General features: G+C 62.7%; 22 protein-coding genes. 16 read left to right on the plus strand and 6 right to left on the minus strand.

Features of this window, described 5'->3' with window-relative positions:
- Positions 1-78 precede the first annotated feature (78 nt).
- The 3 genes from moeB to gpmA all read right to left on the minus strand — a co-directional run bounded on the left by moeB (position 79) and on the right by gpmA (position 3,617).
- Complete coding sequence (moeB, locus tag B0G81_RS27145; protein ID WP_134139433.1) at positions 79-837, minus strand: molybdopterin-synthase adenylyltransferase MoeB; 759 nt, start codon at positions 835-837, stop codon at positions 79-81.
- A gap of 166 nt (positions 838-1,003) precedes the next feature.
- Positions 1,004-2,578 (minus strand): S41 family peptidase, encoded by a 1,575-nt coding sequence (locus B0G81_RS27150; RefSeq protein ID WP_106282207.1) that lies wholly within the window; start codon positions 2,576-2,578, stop codon positions 1,004-1,006.
- A 292-nt stretch (positions 2,579-2,870) separates the two neighbouring features.
- Positions 2,871-3,617: a 2,3-diphosphoglycerate-dependent phosphoglycerate mutase gene (gene gpmA, locus B0G81_RS27155; RefSeq protein ID WP_106282205.1), complete on the minus strand. Its 747-nt coding sequence runs from the start codon at positions 3,615-3,617 to the stop codon at positions 2,871-2,873.
- Positions 3,618-3,755: 138 nt separating this feature from the next.
- On the opposite strand from gpmA, the gene B0G81_RS27160 reads away from it, so the two are divergent.
- From B0G81_RS27160 to B0G81_RS27180, 5 genes are all read left to right on the plus strand, one after another.
- A complete protein-coding gene (locus tag B0G81_RS27160; protein WP_012431601.1) occupies positions 3,756-4,181 on the plus strand; it encodes a rhodanese-like domain-containing protein in 426 nt (141 codons plus the stop codon).
- Positions 4,178-4,441 (plus strand): glutaredoxin 3, encoded by a 264-nt coding sequence (grxC, locus tag B0G81_RS27165; RefSeq protein WP_007179466.1) that lies wholly within the window; start codon positions 4,178-4,180, stop codon positions 4,439-4,441. Before B0G81_RS27160 ends, grxC begins: the two co-directional genes overlap by 4 nt.
- Before the next feature lie 151 nt (positions 4,442-4,592).
- On the plus strand, positions 4,593-5,063 hold the full coding sequence (secB, locus tag B0G81_RS27170) for a protein-export chaperone SecB (protein WP_106282308.1): 471 nt from the start codon (positions 4,593-4,595) through the stop codon (positions 5,061-5,063).
- A 22-nt stretch (positions 5,064-5,085) separates the two neighbouring features.
- Positions 5,086-6,084, plus strand: a complete 999-nt coding sequence (locus B0G81_RS27175) for an NAD(P)H-dependent glycerol-3-phosphate dehydrogenase (protein ID WP_134139435.1) — start codon at positions 5,086-5,088, stop codon at positions 6,082-6,084.
- A 96-nt stretch (positions 6,085-6,180) separates the two neighbouring features.
- Positions 6,181-6,729, plus strand: coding sequence for an O-acetyl-ADP-ribose deacetylase (locus B0G81_RS27180; RefSeq protein WP_106282201.1), 549 nt, complete (start codon positions 6,181-6,183; stop codon positions 6,727-6,729).
- Here the strand turns inward: B0G81_RS27180 and trmL are convergent.
- Together trmL and B0G81_RS27190 are read right to left on the minus strand one after the other, a co-directional pair.
- Positions 6,702-7,172, minus strand: coding sequence for a tRNA (uridine(34)/cytosine(34)/5-carboxymethylaminomethyluridine(34)-2'-O)-methyltransferase TrmL (gene trmL / locus B0G81_RS27185; protein WP_106282199.1), 471 nt, complete (start codon positions 7,170-7,172; stop codon positions 6,702-6,704). The two genes, B0G81_RS27180 and trmL, sit on opposite strands and share 28 nt — an antisense overlap.
- Positions 7,173-7,190: 18 nt before the next feature.
- Complete coding sequence (locus tag B0G81_RS27190) at positions 7,191-7,976, minus strand: ComF family protein (RefSeq protein ID WP_243856593.1); 786 nt, start codon at positions 7,974-7,976, stop codon at positions 7,191-7,193.
- 84 nt (positions 7,977-8,060) lie between these two features.
- Here B0G81_RS27190 and B0G81_RS27195 point away from each other — a divergent pair, with 84 nt between their 5' ends.
- The 8 genes from B0G81_RS27195 (at position 8,061) to B0G81_RS27225 (ending at position 15,352) form a co-directional block, all read left to right on the plus strand.
- Positions 8,061-9,026, plus strand: coding sequence for a methyltransferase domain-containing protein (locus B0G81_RS27195; RefSeq protein ID WP_134139439.1), 966 nt, complete (start codon positions 8,061-8,063; stop codon positions 9,024-9,026).
- 312 nt (positions 9,027-9,338) lie between these two features.
- Positions 9,339-9,812 carry a DUF2244 domain-containing protein gene (locus B0G81_RS27200; protein WP_116143081.1) on the plus strand — a complete coding sequence of 158 codons (474 nt, stop codon included), beginning with the start codon at positions 9,339-9,341 and terminating at the stop codon, positions 9,810-9,812.
- A gap of 65 nt (positions 9,813-9,877) precedes the next feature.
- Entirely contained in the window at positions 9,878-11,530 is a 1,653-nt protein-coding gene (coxB, locus tag B0G81_RS27205) for a cytochrome c oxidase subunit II (RefSeq protein WP_134139441.1), read from the plus strand.
- Between the two features lie 44 nt (positions 11,531-11,574).
- Entirely contained in the window at positions 11,575-13,188 is a 1,614-nt protein-coding gene (gene ctaD / locus B0G81_RS27210; protein ID WP_116118885.1) for a cytochrome c oxidase subunit I, read from the plus strand.
- A 114-nt stretch (positions 13,189-13,302) separates the two neighbouring features.
- Complete coding sequence (locus tag B0G81_RS44805) at positions 13,303-13,437, plus strand: cytochrome oxidase small assembly protein (protein WP_097391202.1); 135 nt, start codon at positions 13,303-13,305, stop codon at positions 13,435-13,437.
- Between the two features lie 42 nt (positions 13,438-13,479).
- Positions 13,480-14,118 carry a cytochrome c oxidase assembly protein gene (locus B0G81_RS27215; RefSeq protein ID WP_134139443.1) on the plus strand — a complete coding sequence of 213 codons (639 nt, stop codon included), beginning with the start codon at positions 13,480-13,482 and terminating at the stop codon, positions 14,116-14,118.
- Between the two features lie 35 nt (positions 14,119-14,153).
- Complete coding sequence (locus B0G81_RS27220; RefSeq protein ID WP_091796857.1) at positions 14,154-14,363, plus strand: DUF2970 domain-containing protein; 210 nt, start codon at positions 14,154-14,156, stop codon at positions 14,361-14,363.
- 131 nt (positions 14,364-14,494) lie between these two features.
- Entirely contained in the window at positions 14,495-15,352 is an 858-nt protein-coding gene (locus tag B0G81_RS27225) for a cytochrome c oxidase subunit 3 (protein ID WP_106282185.1), read from the plus strand.
- Between the two features lie 182 nt (positions 15,353-15,534).
- Here the strand turns inward: B0G81_RS27225 and B0G81_RS27230 are convergent, their stop codons facing one another.
- Positions 15,535-15,744, minus strand: coding sequence for a twin transmembrane helix small protein (locus B0G81_RS27230; RefSeq protein ID WP_007179452.1), 210 nt, complete (start codon positions 15,742-15,744; stop codon positions 15,535-15,537).
- A gap of 111 nt (positions 15,745-15,855) precedes the next feature.
- Between B0G81_RS27230 and B0G81_RS27235 the strand changes: the two genes are divergently transcribed.
- From B0G81_RS27235 to B0G81_RS27245, 3 genes are all read left to right on the plus strand, one after another.
- The gene (locus tag B0G81_RS27235) at positions 15,856-16,572 is read left to right on the plus strand and encodes an SURF1 family protein (RefSeq protein ID WP_116118887.1); all 717 of its coding nucleotides are present in this window, start codon (positions 15,856-15,858) and stop codon (positions 16,570-16,572) included.
- Positions 16,573-16,639: 67 nt separating this feature from the next.
- Entirely contained in the window at positions 16,640-17,302 is a 663-nt protein-coding gene (locus B0G81_RS27240) for a cytochrome C oxidase subunit I (protein WP_134139445.1), read from the plus strand.
- Positions 17,303-17,324: 22 nt separating this feature from the next.
- The gene (locus B0G81_RS27245) at positions 17,325-18,434 is read left to right on the plus strand and encodes a COX15/CtaA family protein (RefSeq protein WP_134139447.1); all 1,110 of its coding nucleotides are present in this window, start codon (positions 17,325-17,327) and stop codon (positions 18,432-18,434) included.

An 18,434-nucleotide genomic window follows, 5' to 3' on the forward strand; every position in this document is an offset into this window, starting at 1 on the left:
CGCTTCGTCATCCGGTGAAGACGCCGCCCATTGGGCGGCGTTTCTGTTTCAGCGTGCGGTTGAGGAGGCTAGCTAGCGTCAGGCGAGGTGCGTCTGTCCGCACACCGGGCAATCCGGCTGGCGCGCGATGCGCATTGTGGTCCACTCCATCCGCAGTGAATCGAGCATCATCAGGCGGCCGAGCAAGGGCGTGCCGATTGCGCCGATCACCTTGAGCGCTTCGGCCGCCTGCATCGAACCGACAATGCCGACCGTCGGCGCGAACACGCCCATGGTCGAACACGCTACTTCCTCGAACGGTTGGTCTTCGGGAAACACGCAAGCGTAGCAGGGCGACGCTTCGTCGCGGAAATCGAAGGTGCTGATCTGGCCGTCGAAGCGCAACGCCGCGCCTGACACGAGCGGCACGCCGTGCTTCACGCAGGCGCGGTTGATCGCATGGCGCGTGGCGAAGTTATCGGTGCAGTCGAGCACGACGGTGGCATGCGGCACCTGGGCGTCGAGCCACGCGTCGTCGACGCGCTCGGCCACCGCGTCCACCACGACCTCGGGATTGATCCGCGCGATCGCGTCACGTCCGGACTCGACCTTCTTGCGTCCAACCGATGCGGTCACATGCAGGATTTGCCGCTGCAGATTGGTCAGGTCGACCGTGTCGGCATCGACCAAAGTCAAGCGCCCGACGCCCGCCGCAGCCAGATACATTGCCGCAGGCGAGCCCAGGCCGCCCGCGCCGACGATGATCGCGTGCGCATCGATAAAGCGCTGTTGCGCCTCGATGCCGATTTCATCGACGAGGATGTGGCGGGAATAGCGAAGGAGTTGATCGTCGTTCATGGCGGGGCGCGTGAATGTGTCGCGCGATGAGATGCAGGACCGACGGGCCTGCCGTGCGCGTTGTGGATATTTTAATCGCGCCGGGAGCGGGTGTTCTTGCTGATGCTGGGTATGGCAGCGTGTCTTCGCAGCACTTTTCGCTGCGAAGACACGTCAGACTGGCTGCTTAGTTGCTTTGCGAAGCAGGCGCGGGGGCCGCTGCACCCGGCACCGGTTGCGTCGGCTTCACCGCGACCGGCGCGGACGCCGACGCGGCCGGCTTGTTCTGCGCGAGACGGCGCTCGGTCAGCGACTTCGATTCCTGCACCGGCTTGCCTTCCAGCTTGTTCAGAGCCTGTTGCAGCATGAAGTCGTCGGCCGAACCGAATTCCACGGGCTTGCGCTCACGATCCTTCTGACGCTGTTCCGGCGTCTTCTTGTCGTTCTGCTCTTCAAGCTGGCGCAACTGGTCCATGCGCTCCTGTTCGCGCTGTTCCGCTTCCTTCTTCTCGTTCGGATCTTGCGTGTTCGCAAGGTGGTTCGTGTAGTCGACTTCGCGGGTGACGAGTGCGTCGTCCGGATCGCCTTCCGCGTATTGATCGACCGCGACGTCAGGACGGATGCCCTTGTTCTGGATCGACCGGCCGCTCGGCGTGTAGTAGTACGCCGTGGTCAGACGAAGTGCGGTGTCAGCCGTCATGGGACGCACGGTCTGCACCGAACCCTTGCCGAAGGTCGTCTTGCCGACGATCAGCGCACGATGCTGATCCTGCAGCGCGCCCGCCACGATTTCCGACGCCGACGCGGAGTACGCGTTGGTCAGCACGATCATCGGCACGGTCTTGAAGATCGGCGCTTCGTCCTTCAGCGGATCGCTGTCGAAGGATTGCAGGCGGTAGTTGTCGTAGGTGTCGCGATAGACCTGCTTCGAATCCGGAATCTGGCCGTTGGTGGACACCACAACCGAATTCGGCGGCAGGAACGCGCCGGCCACGCCGACCGCGCTTTGCAGCAGACCGCCGCCGTTATTGCGCAGGTCGAGCACGAGGCCCTTCAGATTCGGCTGCTGACGCGCGATGTCTTGCAGCTTCGCAGCCAGGTCAGGCACGGTGCGTTCCTGGAAGCTCGTGATCCGCACGTAGGCGTAGCCTGGCGCAAGGATCTTCATCTTGACCGACTGGACCTTGATGATCGCGCGCGTGACCGTGAGCGGGAACGTGCGGTCGTCGGTCTTGCGGAAGATGGTGAGCGTAACCTTGGTGCCCGGGTCGCCGCGCATCTGCTTGACCGCCTGGTCGAGCGTCATGCCGCGCACGGGTTTGTCGTTGATACGCGTGATCAGGTCGCCCGGACGAATGCCGGCGCGGAACGCGGGCGTGTCTTCGATCGGCGAAATCACCTTGATCAGGCCGTCTTCCGACGAAATTTCAATGCCGAGGCCGGCGAAGCGACCTTTGGTCTGCTCCTGCAACTCTTCGTAATCGGTCTTGTCGAGGTAGGACGAGTGTGGGTCGAGGCTCGACACCATGCCCTTGATGGCGGCGGTCAGAAGCTTTTTATCGTCGACCGGTTCGACGTATTCGTGCTTGATTTGCCCGAATACTTCGGCAAAGAGCCTGAGCTGGTCCAGTGGCAGCGGAGCAACGGCGTTCGACGCTGCGCCGGCGGGTTGCTGGGCCGAAGCCGAGAGCTGCAGGGTGGCAAATACGCCGGTAGCAAGGCCCGCGGCAATCAGGCCGATATTTTTCAGGTTCTTTCGCATAGAGTCTGTTGCGGTCGGAAGCGCGTGGCAGCGTCGATAGAGATGGGGACGGACAAGTATAACTGCACACCCGCCAAGTCAGGGCGCGGCGCAGGCAATCGTGATTCGACAGCACGCGCCGGGCCTGGTTCGTTGGATTGCGCGCACAACGATGAAGTAATGTGCCGTAACGGATGGATGGCGGCCAGGACGGCGCGCTCGAATCAAGCGAGCCGCGCTGACCGGCTCGTCTTGCCCGTCGGCGCGACCCGTGAGCCGCCATTCACCGCGTTTCTGACGGCAAGATGGCAGATCAGCCCGCCTTGCCTTGCTTGGCAACAGCGGCCTGTGCCTTGGCGATCGCTTCCTGGTCGCCCAGATAGTAGTGCTTGATGGGCTTCAGGTCTTCGTCGAGTTCATAGACGAGCGGCACGCCGTTCGGAATATTCAGGCCGACGATGTCGTCGTCCGAAATGTTGTCGAGGTACTTCACCAGCGCGCGGATCGAGTTGCCGTGGGCGGCGATCACGACCTTGCGGCCCGACTTGATGGCCGGCGCAATCGACTCGTTCCACAGGGGCAGAACGCGCGCGACGGTGTCTTTCAGGCATTCGGTGAGCGGCAGTTGCTCGCGCGGCACTTTGGCGTAGCGCGGATCGTTATAGGGCGCGCGTTCGTCCGTCGGCTCGAGCGCCGGCGGCGGCGTGTCGTAGCTGCGGCGCCAGACCAGCACCTGTTCGTCGCCGAACTTCGCGGCCGTTTCCGCCTTGTTCAGACCTGACAGCGCGCCGTAGTGGCGTTCATTCAGACGCCACGAATGCACCACCGGCAGGTACATCAGATCCATTTTGTCCTGCACGTGCCACAAGGTGCGGATCGCGCGCTTGAGCACCGACGTGTAGGCGATGTCGAACGTGTAGCCCGAGTCCTTCAGCAGCACGCCCGCCTGTTGCGCCTCATTGTTGCCCTGTTCGGTCAGGTCGACGTCGACCCAGCCCGTGAAGCGGTTTTCCTTGTTCCACGTCGATTCGCCGTGGCGGATGAGAACGAGTTTGTACATGAGATTGCCGGTCGGTAGTGAGGAAGCGGGAAAGCGCTGCGCGCGGTCCTCTGAAGGAGCGCCGCCATCGCGTCAGACGGTTATTTTATAATGGCTGGATTGCCTTTTCGATTTCTCTTCTTTTTCGGCGGATTTTCCGTGAAGTTTTTCACTGATTACACAAACCTTGTACTGATCGCGATCGTCCTCATCTCCGGTGGGTTGCTGCTGTGGCCGACGATCAGCCGGCGCGGGCGCGGCGGCCTGTCGGCCGCTGAAGCCACGCAACTGATCAACCGGCGCAATGCGGCGGTCATCGATCTGCGTCCGTCCGCCGACTACGCCAAAGGGCATTTGCCCGCGGCGCGGCACCTTGAATTTGCAGAGTTGCAGGCGAAGGTCGCGCAACTCGTGAAGAACAAGAGCAACCCGGTGCTGCTGGTATGCCAGACCGGCCAGCAGTCGAACAAGGCAGCGCGTATCGTGCAGGATGCAGGTTACGCGGAAGTCCATGTTCTCGAAGGCGGTGTCGACGCCTGGCAGAAAGCCGGTATGCCGGTTGTGAAACAAGGAGCAGCCAAGTGAACAAAGTGATCATGTACAGCACCCAGGTGTGCCCGTATTGCCAGATGGCCGAACGTCTTTTAAAGTCGCGCGGCGTCGAGCACGTTGAAAAGGTACTGATCGACAAAGACCCGGCCCGTCGTGAGGAAATGATGACCCGGACCGGTCGCCGCACGGTGCCGCAAGTGTTCATCGGCGAGACGCATGTGGGCGGGTACGATGACCTCTCCGCGCTCGATCGCGCGGGCGGTCTGATGCCGCTGCTCGAAGCAACCGCCTGACTTCGCGCGCCCGCGGGCGCTTGAGAAGGGCGGGTGAACACCAAGCCGGCGCGGCCTCGCGTCATCAGGGCGGGCGGCGCGCCGCAATGATCTGGCGGCCCATGCCTGCATGGGCCGCCACTATGCATATCTATCAGGGAATCACTTCATCATGTCCGACGAGAATAACCAGCCGTTCTTCAACATCCAGCGTATCTATCTGAAGGACATGTCGCTCGAGCAGCCGAATTCGCCGGGCATCTTCCTCGAACAGGAAATGCCCTCGGTCGAAGTCGAAGTCGACGTGAAGGCTGAGCGCCTCGCCGACACCGTGTTCGAAATCCTCGTCACGGGCACGGTCACGGCCAAGGTTGCGGACAAGGTGGCGTTCCTGATCGAAGCCAAGCAAGCCGGCATTTTCGACATCCGCAACATTCCGGCCGAGCAGATCGATCCGCTGGTCGGCATTGCCTGCCCGACCATCCTGTTCCCGTACCTGCGCTCGAACATCGCCGACGCGATCACCCGCGCCGGTTTCCCGCCGATCCACCTCGCCGAGATCAATTTCCAGGCGCTGTACGAGCAACGCCTCGCGCAGATGGGTGGCCAGGACGGCGCGGCGCAGAACGGCGTCACGCACTAACGTGTCGCAGGCAGTGCCGGCTATGAAGGTTGCTGTCCTCGGCGCCGGCGCATGGGGCACAGCCCTCGCCGGCCATCTGGCCGTCAGGCACGACACGGTGTTGTGGGGGCGCGAGCCCGCGCTCATTGCCGAGCTCTCCGCTTCGCACGAAAACGCCCGCTATCTGGCGGGCGTTGCTTTGCCGCCTTCGCTTCGCTATGAAGCCGATCTGAACGCAGCGCTCGACCATGCGGTCGCCGACGACGCGTTATGCGTCGTGGCGACGCCCGTGGCCGGACTGCGCGGTCTGTTTCAGGCGATGCGCGACGCGGGCAAAGTGCCGGCCCATCTCGTGTGGTTGTGCAAGGGCTTTGAAGCCGATTCGCAGCTGATGCCGCATCAGGTGGTCGCGGCCGAACTGCCGGAACACCAGAGCAACGGTGTGCTCTCGGGTCCGAGTTTCGCGCGCGAAGTAGGGCAGGGCTTGCCGGTCGCGCTGACCATCGCAAGCGCGTCGGCGGCGTGCCGCGAGCGCACGGTCGCCGCGTTTCATCACGGCGCCATGCGCATCTATACCGGCGACGACGTCGTCGGTGTGGAAGTGGGCGGCGCGGTGAAAAACGTGCTGGCCATTGCAACGGGCATCGCCGACGGCCTCGGCCTCGGTCTGAATGCGCGCGCGGCGCTGATCACGCGCGGTCTCGCCGAAATGTCGCGCCTCGGCGTGACACTGGGCGGACGCGCGGAAACGTTCACCGGTTTGACCGGCTTGGGCGATCTGATCCTGACCGCAACCGGCGATCTGTCGCGCAATCGCACCGTTGGCGTGCAACTCGCCGCGGGCCGCACGCTCGAGGATATTCTCGGCGCCCTCGGTCACGTGGCCGAAGGCGTGCGTTGCGCGCAAGCGGTCCTCGCGATTGCCCGCGCGCACAGCATCGAGATGCCGATCACGCAGGCGGTCTGCGCCGTGCTGTTCGACGGCGTGGCGCCGCGCGACGCCGTCAGCGCCCTGCTCCGGCGCGACTCCAAAGCCGAATAAGCGTTGTCTTTCAGCCGTTTAGCGCGCCAAAGCGCTGAACGGCTGCCGGCTCTCGCTGTCCACGTTTTATCGACGCTTCGGATCAGCGAGGTTCCCATGCTCAGATTCAATCGTTGCACGCTGGAAGCACGCGTGGCCGACATCACCACGCTCGCCGTGGATGCGATCGTCAACGCCGCGAATACGTCGTTATTGGGCGGAGGCGGCGTGGATGGCGCGATTCATCGCGCGGCCGGCAAAGAGTTGCTGCGCGAGTGCGAGGCGCTCGGCGGCTGCGCGACCGGCGACGCGAAGCTGACCGCCGGCTACCGCCTTCCGGCCAGACATGTGATTCACGCAGTCGGCCCGGTCTGGCGGGGCGGGACGCATGGCGAGGCCGACCTGCTGGCGTCCTGCTATCAGCGCTCGCTCGAGGTGGCGCGCGAGGCGCAGTGCAAGAGCATTGCGTTTCCCGCGATCAGTTGCGGCATCTACCATTTCCCCGCAGATCAGGCGGTGCGGATCGCGCTCGGCACCGTGCTCGACACGTTGCCGCGCACGCCGCAAATCGAACAGGTGGTGTTCGCCTGTTTCGACGACGCCATGTTCGCGCGCTACGAAGCCGAATTGAAACGCCGTCAGGCGCCGCCTTCGAAGCCGGTCTGACGCCACGCTTCGAACACAACAATCGCAACGGTATTCGACAGATTCAGGCTGCGGTTGCCTGGCCGCATGGGCAGGCGCACGCGTTGCTCATTGGCGAACTGGTCGAGCACCGAGTCGGGCAGGCCGCGCGTTTCGGCGCCGAACACGAACCAGTCGCCGGACTGGAAGGCGTGCTCGTGAAAGCGGCCCGAGCCGCGCGTGGTGAAGGCGAACATGCGCGCCGGGTCCGGCGCTTCCCTGGCGATGAACGCCGCCCAATCCGCATGCACGTTCATTTGCGCGTACTCGTGATAGTCGAGGCCGGCGCGGCGCAACTTGGCGTCGTCGAGCGGAAAGCCGAGCGGCTCGATCAGATGCAGCCGAGCGCCGGTGTTGGCGCACAGGCGGATCACGTTGCCGGTGTTCGGCGGAATTTCCGGTTCTACGAGAACGACATTGAACATGGTGAGCTCAGGTGGAGGCTAGTTTTTCGGTGTGCGCAGCGCGACGAAGTTGGTGACCCGCCGAGCGCCGGCTGCCTTCAGCGTGCGCGCCAGCGCTTCGAGTGTGGCGCCGGTCGTCATCACATCGTCGACGATGCCGACGTGCAGGCCTTGGACAGATCCAGCGACCTTGAAGGCGCGGCCTACATTCAGGCGGCGGGCGTCGAGATCGAGCCTCGACTGCGGTGCGGTGTGAATCACGCGATCCAGCAAGGTGGCGTCGCTGCGTAACTTCAGCGCGCGGGCCAGAGGCCTGGCGATCTGCCAAGCCTGGTTATAGCCGCGTTCAGTGAGACGTTTTTTGGCCAGCGGCACGGGCGCGATCACGTCCGGCCATTCGGCGCGGTCCTGCCAGGAATCCTGCGCAAGACGCGCGAGCCGTTGTGCGAACTCGCCCGCCAGCATCAGCCGCGCGCGGAATTTCAGGCCGACCGCGAGCGTATCCAGCGGCGCCCGATAGTCGGCGAGGGCGAAGGTCGCGTCGAACGGTGGCGCCTCGCCGATGCAATCCGCGCAGCGATATTGCGCGTGCGCCGCCCATGGCGAACGGGATAACGGCACCGCGCAGACGGTGCAGCGCAAGCGGCTTTCGTTCCAGTAGGCGTCGTCGCAACCGGGGCACAGCGTCGTATGCGACAAATTGCCGCATAACGCGCAGAGGTTCGGCAACGCCGCGTGCATCACGCGTGGCCAGGCCGAACGAAAGCCGTTCGCGAAACGCGTGAATCTGCCGCCGGAAAATGATGAGATGGGTCGGAATGACACGGTGGAACCGCCCGCGAAGGCCCTTCACGCTGAATGGAAAGAAGCGAGCGAGTATACTTCGTGCTCCACGCCAGCACGACACCCATGTCCCCAACTTCCGCTCAAACTGGCCGTCCGGCCTACGATTCCCGGCGCCTCCGGCGGATCTTCGACCGTCGCGCAGCGACTTTCAACGAGGTCGCGTTCCTGCCGCGCGAGATCGCGCAACGTATGCGCGAGCGCCTCGACTTCATCAAGGTCATGCCGGCGAGCGTGCTTGACGCCGGCTGCGGCGCGGGCGAAGACATTCCCGCTCTGCGCGAGCGCTTTCCCGAAGCGCCGGTGTTCGGCTCCGACCTCTCGCACGGCATGCTCATGCGCGCGCTCCAGCACGATTCCGGCGACACGAGTTGGCGGCGCTTTTTGCCGGCATCGCTCGGCAAGGCGCTTGGCGCCCGTGGTCCGCGCTTCGCGCAAGCCGACTTTTCGGCGCTGCCGTTCGCGGCCGGCGCCTTCGAATTCATCTGGTCCAATCTGGCGCTCCACTGGCACTCGCGGCCCGATCTCGTGTTTCCCGAGTGGCAGCGCGTGCTGAAAGTCAACGGCCTGCTGATGTTCAGCACGCTCGGTCCGGACTCGCTCAAGGAATTGCGCGGCGCGTATGCCGAAGTCGAGGCCGTGCATGGCGTCGCCTCGCGCAAACATGTGATCGACTTCGTCGACATGCACGATCTCGGCGACATGTTGGTCGAAAGCGGCTTCGAGATCCCCGTCATGGACCAGGAAGTCCTCACCATTACCTATAAGTCGCCGCAGTCGCTGCTCGCCGACGTGCGCCGCTGGGGCGCCTATCCGTTCGAGCGCGAAGCGTCGTCGAGCGCCGCGGCGCGCCGGCTGCACAAGGCTTTGCTCGCGGCCCTCGAAGCCCGCCGGCGCGCCGACGGCACGATCGCGCTGACCTTCGAAGTGATCTACGGGCACGCATGGAAAGCCGTGCCGCGTACCACGGCCGAGGGTCACGGCATCGTGCGAATCGAGGACATTGGACGAGGTTCGTCGAGGAATCGTTGAAGAATTGCCGGGGCGGTAAAGACGACATCTGTTATGTCTGAAATTACCGCTTCAAAAGACGCGCAAAAGGTGCGTCAAAACGGCGCGGAGGCTTGTCGCGCATGGCTTGTGGGCCAATGGGGGCTTGCTTGTGGATGCTATGGATCGCGCCTATAATGCGTCAGTTTGTCGCCCGGAGTTCCCACATTTGGGGCGGCAGGCCCGAGGCACAGGGCAGCAAGATAAGATAGCGCGGCGGTGATCGAACGGCCGGAATAATGGCTGCGAAGATTGGCGCTGGCGGCGATTGGAGACAATCGGCGGGAGGCAGCGATGGAAGCATCAGATCTGCTGGCGGATTCAGAACCGGTTCTGAAAGACTGGACGATGAAACGCAACTGTTCGATATCGCCGCGGCAGTTCGTGTATTTCTACGTGTCGCTAGCGTTGTTCTCGTTGGCAATTGCTTTCATGCTGGTTCTGGTCGGCGCCTGGCTGGTGTTGCCGTTCACCGGTATCGAATTGCTGGCGGTGGGCATCGCGTTTGCCATATATGCGCGTCATGCTGTGGATTACGAGCGCATCCGGTTGTTTCAGAACCGGCTCGTCATCGAGCAGGTCAGCGCCGAGCAACTCACGCAGTTCGAGTTCAATCCGCGCTGGGTGCGGATCGAGGCGGGCGCAACACCGCGTGACCAGATCAAACTGGTCTCGCGCGGGCAGACGATCATGATCGGGCAACATCTCGCGCAGTATCGGCGCGCGCAGTTCGCAGGCGAACTGCGTATGTGGCTCACGCGTTGTTAATGCGATGAGTCGCGCGGCGTTCACGGGGAGCGCGAGGCAACCTGCCAGCGGGGTCGAGGGTTTGAATGGAAAATTTGGGTAAGGAAGCTATGAAAACAATCAAGCGAGCCCTCATGGGCGTGCTGGCGATGAGCGGACTGCTTTTCGCCGGTGCGGCCCTGGCAGTGGGCGATGTTCCGGGCGGCCCCGCCGTCAACGAGATCAATCTCCAGCCGCCTGCGACCAAGATCGCTGAGGAGCTCTTCAGCCTCCACATGTTCATGCTGGTTCTTTGCCTGGTCATCTTCGTCGGCGTGTTCGGCGTGATGTTCTATTCGATCTTTGCTCACCGCAAATCGAAAGGCCACAAAGCTTCCAACTTCCACGAAAGCACTACCGTCGAAATCATCTGGACGATCGTGCCGTTCATCATCGTCGTGCTGATGGCGCTGCCCGCCACCAAGACGGTGGTCGCGATGAAAGACACCACCAACGCCGACGTCACCATCAAGGTCACCGGCTACCAGTGGAAATGGGGCTACGACTACGTGAAGGGCCCGGGCGAAGGCATCAACTTTCTGTCCACGCTGGCCACGCCCCGTGCGCAAACCGATGGCCGCGAGCCGATTTCCACCACGTATCTGCAGGAAGTCGACAATCCGCTGGTCGTCCCGGTCGACAAGAAAATCCGCATCATCACCACCGCGAACGACGTGGTCCACTCCTGGTACGTGCCGGCTTTCGGCGTGAAGCAGGACGCGATCCCGGGCTTCGTGCGCGACACGTGGTTCAAGGCTGACAAGGTCGGCACGTTCCGCGGCTTCTGTACCGAGTTGTGCGGCAAGGAACACGCGTTCATGCCGGTGGTGGTCGAAGTGCTCTCCGCCGACGACTACGCGAAGTGGGTCGACACGCAGAAGAAGAAAATGGCCGCGGGCCAGGACGATCCGAACAAGACCTACACCATGGCCGAGTTGATGGAGCGCGGCGGCAAGGTCTACACAGCGAACTGCGCGGTCTGCCACCAGCCGACCGGCAAGGGTGCAGGCGCGTTCCCGGCGCTCGATGGCAGCAAAATCGCCAACGGCGCGATCGCCGAGCACGTCAGCCTGGTGCTGAAGGGCAAGAATGCGATGCCGTCGTGGGCGCCTACGCTGAACGACGTCGAGATCGCCTCGGTGGTCACGTACGAACGTAACTCGTGGGGCAACCACACCGGCGACATTCTCCAGCCGAAGCAAGTGGCCGACGCCCGTAACGGCAAGCTGCCGGAAGGCGGCAACCATCTGGCCGACGCAGGCGCGGCAGCGAGCGGCGCAGCGGCGGCTTCGGGTGCGGCGGCAGCATCCGGCGCCTCGGGCGCAGAAGCGGCAACAGCGTCGGCACCTGCAGCGGCCGATTCGGACAGCGCGGCATCGCAAGCGGCACTCCCTGCCAGCATCTACTTCGACACCGGCAAGAGCACGCTGCCGGCCGACGCGAAAGCGGCGGTCGACGCAGCCGCAGCCTACGCAAAAGCGCATCCGGACGCGAAATTCACGCTGTCGGGCTTCACCGACGCCACCGGTTCCGCCGACCTCAACGCGAAGCTCGCGAAGAGCCGTGCTGAAGCCGTGCGCGACGCGTTGAAAGCAGCCGGCATTGCCGAAGACCATATTATTTTGAAGAAGCCGGAAACGACCACGGGCGGCAGCGACGCGAAAGAAGCCCGGCGTGTTCAGATCAGCCCGGCTGCCTGACGTGTTCATGGTCAGCACCGCAGTATTCGCTTTAGGAGATTGTCATGTCTAGCATCGGACACGATGTAGTCGCAGGCCACGAACACGTGCACGGCGACCATGCCCACGAAACGCCGCATGGCTGGCGCCGTTGGCTGTTCGCAACCAATCACAAGGACATCGGTACGCTGTACCTGATCTTCTCGTTCACCATGTTCCTCTCCGGGGGCGTGATGGCGCTGATGATCCGTGCCGAACTGTTCGAGCCGGGCTTGCAGATCATGCGTCCCGAGTTCTTCAACCAGTTGACCACCATGCATGGCCTGATCATGGTGTTCGGCGCGATCATGCCGGCCTTCGTCGGCTTCGCGAACTGGATGGTGCCGCTGCAGATCGGCGCATCGGACATGGCTTTCGCCCGCATGAACAACTTCAGCTTCTGGCTTCTGCCGGTGGCGGCTGTTCTGCTGGTCGGTTCGTTCTTCGCGCCCGGCGGCGCGACCGCTGCGGGCTGGACGCTGTACGCGCCGCTCTCCACGCAGATGGGCCCGGGCATGGACTTCGCGATTTTCGCGGTCCACTTGATGGGTGCTTCGTCGATCATGGGCGGGATCAACATCGTCGTGACGATCCTGAACATGCGCGCACCCGGCCTCACGCTGATGAAAATGCCGATGTTCGTCTGGACGTGGCTGATCACCGCGTACCTGCTGATCGCCGTGATGCCGGTGCTGGCGGGCGCGATCACCATGGTGCTGTTCGACCGCCACTTCGGCACGTCGTTCTTCAACGCGGCAGGCGGCGGCGACCCGGTCATGTACCAGCACATCTTCTGGTTCTTCGGGCACCCCGAGGTGTACATCATGATCTTGCCGGCGTTCGGGATCGTCTCGCAGGTGATTCCGGCGTTCTCGCGCAAGCCGCTGTTCGGCTATAGCTCGATGGTGTACGCAACGTCGTCGATCGCGATTCTGTCGTTCATGGTCTGGGCGCACCACATGTTCGCAACCGGCATGCCGGTCACGGGCCAGCTGTTCTTCATGTACGCCACCATGCTGATCGCCGTGCCGACGGGCGTGAAGGTGTTCAACTGGGTCGCGACGATGTGGCGCGGTTCGCTGAGCTTCGAAACGCCTATGCTGTTCGCGGTCGGCTTCCTGATCGTGTTCACGTTCGGCGGTCTGTCGGGTCTCATGCTGGCAATGGCGCCGCTCGACATCCAGTATCACGGCACTTATTTCGTGGTCGCGCACTTCCACTACGTGCTGGTGGCGGGCTCGCTCTTCGCGCTGTTCTCCGGCTGGTACTACTGGGCGCCGAAGTGGACCGGCTGGATGTACAACGAGACGCGCGGCAAGATCCACTTCTGGGCGTCGCTGTTCTTCTTCAACCTCGCGTTCCTGCCGATGCACTTCGTCGGTCTCGCGGGTATGCCGCGTCGTTATGCTGACTACCCGGCACAGTTCACGGACTGGAACCAGGTCATCTCGATCGGCGCGTTCGGCTTTGGTCTGGCGCAGGTCTACTTCCTGTTCGCGGTTGCACTGCCGGCCTACCGTGGCGGCGGCGAACTCGAAAAAGCTGGCGACAAGCCGTGGGACGGCGCAACGGGCCTCGAATGGACCGTGCCGAGCCCGGCCCCGTTCCACACGTTCGAAAACCCGCCGACCGTCGAGTAATCGGCGCACGGTGAGATTGCCGGCTCGGGTGGCGCAGCAGTTCGCTACCGGAGCTGGCGGTCAGGAAAGTCGTGGCGGCATCCGTAGTCACGAAAAGTATTCAAAAAGTCGAGCATGACGCGCAATCCTCAAGAAAGACGTACGCCCGAGCAGATTCGTGCGGGCAACCGGCGGATCGGTTTCGTGATGTTCGTGATCGCCGCGGTCTTTTTCGCGAGCGTCATCATTCATCAGAAGTGGTTCACCTGACCGGGTAGTTCGAGTCAGTTTGCAGGCTTGTTGAGGATTGAGATGTCGACGCAACCGCCGGCTCAGGCCGACCGCTCTTTTAACCGTTCGATGCTGATCAAGCTGTTCGTCGTCGCGTTGATGATGTTCGGTTTCGGTTTCGCGCTGGTGCCGATGTACCGGGCGATCTGCCAGATCACCGGCATCAACAACCTTGTGCAGCGTGATGCCACGGTGCGCGAGGCGAAGAATACGCAGGTCGACACGAGCCGTACGATTTCGATCGAATTCGATGCGAACGCGCGCGGCCCGCTGGGTTTCAAACCGGAGCAGCGCAGTCTCGACGTGCATCCGGGCGAAGTGACGACGGTGATGTACGAGGTGAGCAACGAACAGGCGCGCACGATTCAGGCGCAAGCCATTCCGAGCTACGCGCCGAAGCAGGCCACTGAGTACTTCAAGAAGATCGAGTGTTTTTGCTTTACGCAGCAAACTTTGACGGCGAATCAGACCAGGCGGATGCCGGTGGTATTCGTGGTCGATCCGAAGTTGCCGAAGGACGTGAAAACGATCACGTTGTCGTACACGTTCTTTGAATTGAATACGCCGGTAGCGGCGACGGCCGGAAGTGCGGCGCCCACAGCCAATACGGCAACAGGCGCGGATAAAAGCGCGGCAGCTACGGCAGCCAATCCCGCCTGACGGCTCGCGCCGCCGGCGAAGGAAAGAGAAACGAGATGAGCGATAACGGCGGCAGCCCGCGCAAAAGCAGTTTTGGCCAGTCGATGCGTGCGGTGTTCTGGTCGTTTTTCGGGGTGCGCAAGCGTCGCGATCTGGAGGCGGACGCCACGCAGCTGAACCCGCTGCACGTGATCGCCGCAGCATTGATCTGCGCGGCCATTTTTATCGTGGCGCTGATTCTGATCGTGCGCGCCGTAGTAGGTTGAAGCGCCAGACGCACGCGTAGAATCGGGCAAAGTAGCGCCCAGAAATTAGAGCGAAGCGGTGCGGTATCGACGCGCCGCCGAAGATACAGCCGGAGCTTCCGGAACAACTGGACTGAAGTGGAGAATCAAGAATGAGCGGTCAAAACGAGAGCCCGTACTATTTCGTACCGCATCCGTCGCGGCATCCGATCAGCGCCGCTGCTGGGCTGCTGGTCATGCTCGGATCGCTTGCGGCCTGGATCAACGAACACGACTGGGCGCCGATCGGCGTTGTGGCCGGTTTGTTGTGGCTGCTCTTTACGCTGTGGCACTGGTTCGGCGACGCGATCGCCGAGTCGGAAGGCGGCATGTACGGCAAGAACGTCGACAAGTCGTATCGCTGGAGCATGAGCTGGTTCATTTTCTCCGAAGTGATGTTCTTCGGTGCATTCTTTGGCGCGCTGTTCTATGCGCGTGAAATCGCGCTGCACCAACTGGGCAGCCTCGATTACAAGCTGATCTGGCCGGACTTCTCGGCGGTGTGGCCGAACAACGGCCCGGCAGCGCTGGTCTCGACCTTCAAGTCGATGCAACCGTGGCCGGTGCCGACCATCAACACGGCGTTGCTGCTTTCCTCGGGCGCGACGCTGACGGTCTCGCACCACGCGCTGCGTGAAGATCATCGCAAGAAGGCGATCATCTGGCTGGCCGCAACGCTTGTGCTTGGGGTCTGCTTCCTGTTCCTGCAAGGCTTCGAATATTTCCACGCGTACAACGAACTGAATCTGACGCTGAATTCGGGTGTGTATGGTTCGACGTTCTTCCTGCTGACCGGCTTCCACGGCTTCCACGTGTTTCTCGGCGGTACGATGCTGGCCGTTGTGCTGGCGCGCATGATTCGCGGGCACTTCACGGCGGAGCATCACTTCGCGTTCGAAGGCGCGGCCTGGTATTGGCACTTTGTGGACGTCGTGTGGCTCGGGCTGTACGTCGTCGTGTACTGGCTGTAACGCAGTCTGGCCTGCGCCGGCCGAGAACCTCGGAATGTGCGCAGGCCGTTCGCGCCGGATGCTACGGGGCGCGGCGTACGAGCAACAACGCAAGACAGCAGTACGTAAGACTTGAGCAGCGCCGCCCTCGACCCTGTCAGGGCGGCGTTTTGTTTGGCGGCGTGGAGATTTTTCCGCCGGGCTCAGCGCCCGTAAGGAATACCGGTCGACTGAATCCAGCCCATCCAGTGAGCAAACAGGATGAACAGGAACAGCGAGATCGACAGGCCCACCCGCGTGGCGAGCGACCAGACCATCCGCTTGGTTTTGCCCTTGTCATGCATCATGAAGTACAGCGCCGACACCATGCTGGCGATGATCAGGACGAAGGCGATGGGAACGAGAATGTGCATGGAACCAGCTGAAACCGGAAAGCGCAGAGGCAAGATGTTTATTATCGCACCGTGCGCCTGCGTTTGCCGGTCGTTCCCTGTTGCGCCGCACGCGGCTGACGAGCGTGCGCGATGAAGTTTCGCCTCGTTCCCGTGCTGCTGATTCTGCTGGTGATGGTGGTAACGGTGCGGCTGGGTTTCTGGCAGCGCGACCGCGCGCATCAAAAGGAAGCGCTCGAAGCGCAAATCACGCAGTTCGAGAATGCGCCCGCGCAGCCGGTGAGCGGCGCGCCGGTTCAGTTGAAGGACATCGAGTTTCATCGCGTGAAGGCGCGTGGCAGTTTCGTCGCGGACAAGGTCGTCTACCTCGATAATCGTCCGTATAACGACCAGCCGGGTTTTTACGTCGTGATGCCTTTTAAACTGGCCGGCGGCGGTTACGTGCTGGTCAATCGTGGCTGGTTGCCGCGCAATATGAACAATCGCGAAACCATCGCGCCGTACACGACGCCGCAAGGCGAAATTGAAATCGAAGGCATTGCCCGTGCCGACGCTTCGCGCGCGTACGAGTTGGGCCACGGCGGCTCGGCTGAGCATCAACTGATCCGCCAGAATCTGGATGTCGCCGCGTACGCCGCGGAAACCGGCCTGCCGCTGCAATCGTTCGTGATTCAGCAGTTGAGCGACGACGGCGACAAGCTGGTGCGCGATTGGCCCGCGCCGACTGAAGGCGTCGAGCGCAACTACGGCTATATGTTCCAGTGGTGGGGCATGGCGGCCGCCGCGCTGGTCTTCGGCCTGTATGCCGCGCGCCGCGCCGCGAAGAAAGAGCACGCGCCGGGCGCGTAATGCAGCACATGCGGCTTGTGGCCCAGGTTCGAGCCGCAAGCCGCGCAATCATTGAAAGAGGTCCGTAGTGTCCACGCAATCTCCCCGTTCGCCGCAAGGCGGCAAACCCGCAGCACCCCGCGCCGTACCCGGCCAACCTAACGGCAAAGGCTCGTGGCAGCGTGGCCGCTGGATGCTGCTGCTGGTGGCGATCATCTGCGGCGCGCCGATAGCAGTGTCGTATTTCATGTACTACGTGATCAAGCCGACCGGTGGCACCTCGAGCTACGGCACGCTAGTCGAACCGCAACGCCCGATCCCCGATTCGCTCATGGTCACCGGCGAGGATGGCAAGCCCGTCAAGTTCGCCACGCTGCGCGGCCACTGGCTGATGATTTCCGTCGACAACAGCGCGTGCGACAAAGCGTGCGTCACCAAGCTCTACTTCATGCGACAAATCCGCGCAGCTCAGGGCCCGGAGCGCGAGCGCGTCGTGGAAGTGTGGCTGCGCACCGATGCAGGCAACGTGTCTGACGTGATACAAAAGGCGTATCCCGACACCGACATGATGATTGCCGATTCGGCGCAGGTGTCCGCATGGCTACCTACGGACAACGGCACCAAGGTCACCGAGCACATCTACCTGGTCGATCCGAACGGCAATCTGATGATGCGTTTCCCGAAAGATCCGAATCCCAGCAAGATCAAAGGCGACCTGACCAAGCTGCTCAAATGGTCGCGCATCGGCTGATGCCGCAATATAGGTAAGAGAGATGTTCGTACTGCAACTGGCTCTGATCGGCTTGTGTATCGCGTTGTTGCCGCTGTCCTACGTATGGGTCAAGGCAGACGACAACAAATTCCGCAAACTGGTCTGGCTTACCACCTTTCTCACGCTCGACCTGGTGATGTTCGGCGGCTTCACGCGGCTCACCGATTCCGGCCTCGGCTGTCCGGACTGGCCAGGCTGTTACGGCACCTCGTCGCCGTTTATCGCGCATGCGGCGATCACGGCCGCTCATCAGGCGATGCCCACCGGACCGGTCAGCATGACGAAGGCCTGGATCGAAATGATCCACCGTTACTTCGCAATGGCGATCGGCGTGCTGATCATCGCGCAGACCGTGATCGCGTGGACGGCGCGCGTCAAGCGGCGTCCACTGCATGTGTCACCGTGGTGGCCGACCTCGTTGCTGCTGCTGATTCTGGTGCAAGGCGCGTTCGGCGCCTGGACCGTGACGATGAAGCTGCAACCGATCATCGTGACTACGCACTTGCTGCTCGGCCTCGCGTTGCTGGGCACGCTCGGCTGGCTGGCCGCGCGGCAAACGCCGTTGCCTGCCTACGAGCCTGAAGCAGCGCGCTGGCGTGCGGCGGCGATCGCGGGCCTGGTGCTGCTGATCGCGCAAATCGCGTTGGGCGGCTGGGTCAGCACCAACTACGCGGTGCTCGCGTGCACGGATTTCCCGACCTGCAACGGCCAATGGGTCCCGCCGATGGACTTCACGCACGGCTTCCACCTGTGGCGCGCGCTCGGCATGACCGGCGACGGCGACATGATCACGCAGGATGCGCTGGTGGCGATTCATTGGACCCACCGCACATTCGCCATCGTCGTGGTCGCGTATCTGGTGTGGTTCGCGCTGAAACTGCGCCGCTTCGAGTCGCTGCGGCGCCCCGCCAACGGCGTGCTGCTGGTGGTGTTGATCCAGTTCATCACCGGGCTGTCGAACATCGTTCTGCAATGGCCGTTGCCCATTGCGGTCGCGCATAACGGCGGGGCTGCGATCCTGCTGCTTCTGCTCGTTATGTTAAACTTTCGAATCGCTTATAGCCGTCCCGGCCGCGCCGTGCTCCCTGCGCGCGATGCCGCGCCAGCGTGA

It is taken from the genome of Paraburkholderia sp. BL6665CI2N2 (assembly GCF_004366535.1).
Taxonomy (GTDB): Bacteria; Pseudomonadota; Gammaproteobacteria; order Burkholderiales; family Burkholderiaceae; genus Paraburkholderia.

Excerpts from the sequence above, each read along its gene's own strand:
- secB (WP_106282308.1), top strand. The coding sequence starts at position 4,593 with ATGTCCGACGAGAATAACCAGCCGTTCTTCAACATCCAGCGTATCTAT.
- B0G81_RS27200 (WP_116143081.1), top strand. The coding sequence starts at position 9,339 with ATGGAAGCATCAGATCTGCTGGCGGATTCAGAACCGGTTCTGAAAGAC.
- B0G81_RS27225 (WP_106282185.1), top strand. The coding sequence starts at position 14,495 with ATGAGCGGTCAAAACGAGAGCCCGTACTATTTCGTACCGCATCCGTCG.
- B0G81_RS27195 (WP_134139439.1), top strand. The coding sequence starts at position 8,061 with ATGTCCCCAACTTCCGCTCAAACTGGCCGTCCGGCCTACGATTCCCGG.
- B0G81_RS27180 (WP_106282201.1), top strand. The coding sequence starts at position 6,181 with ATGCTCAGATTCAATCGTTGCACGCTGGAAGCACGCGTGGCCGACATC.
- B0G81_RS27230 (WP_007179452.1), bottom strand. The coding sequence starts at position 15,744 with ATGCACATTCTCGTTCCCATCGCCTTCGTCCTGATCATCGCCAGCATG.
- B0G81_RS27175 (WP_134139435.1), top strand. The coding sequence starts at position 5,086 with ATGAAGGTTGCTGTCCTCGGCGCCGGCGCATGGGGCACAGCCCTCGCC.
- B0G81_RS27245 (WP_134139447.1), top strand. The coding sequence starts at position 17,325 with ATGTTCGTACTGCAACTGGCTCTGATCGGCTTGTGTATCGCGTTGTTG.
- moeB (WP_134139433.1), bottom strand. The coding sequence starts at position 837 with ATGAACGACGATCAACTCCTTCGCTATTCCCGCCACATCCTCGTCGAT.
- B0G81_RS27220 (WP_091796857.1), top strand. The coding sequence starts at position 14,154 with ATGAGCGATAACGGCGGCAGCCCGCGCAAAAGCAGTTTTGGCCAGTCG.
- gpmA (WP_106282205.1), bottom strand. The coding sequence starts at position 3,617 with ATGTACAAACTCGTTCTCATCCGCCACGGCGAATCGACGTGGAACAAG.
- B0G81_RS44805 (WP_097391202.1), top strand. The coding sequence starts at position 13,303 with ATGACGCGCAATCCTCAAGAAAGACGTACGCCCGAGCAGATTCGTGCG.
- B0G81_RS27215 (WP_134139443.1), top strand. The coding sequence starts at position 13,480 with ATGTCGACGCAACCGCCGGCTCAGGCCGACCGCTCTTTTAACCGTTCG.
- B0G81_RS27150 (WP_106282207.1), bottom strand. The coding sequence starts at position 2,578 with ATGCGAAAGAACCTGAAAAATATCGGCCTGATTGCCGCGGGCCTTGCT.
- coxB (WP_134139441.1), top strand. The coding sequence starts at position 9,878 with ATGGAAAATTTGGGTAAGGAAGCTATGAAAACAATCAAGCGAGCCCTC.
- ctaD (WP_116118885.1), top strand. The coding sequence starts at position 11,575 with ATGTCTAGCATCGGACACGATGTAGTCGCAGGCCACGAACACGTGCAC.
- B0G81_RS27235 (WP_116118887.1), top strand. The coding sequence starts at position 15,856 with ATGAAGTTTCGCCTCGTTCCCGTGCTGCTGATTCTGCTGGTGATGGTG.
- trmL (WP_106282199.1), bottom strand. The coding sequence starts at position 7,172 with ATGTTCAATGTCGTTCTCGTAGAACCGGAAATTCCGCCGAACACCGGC.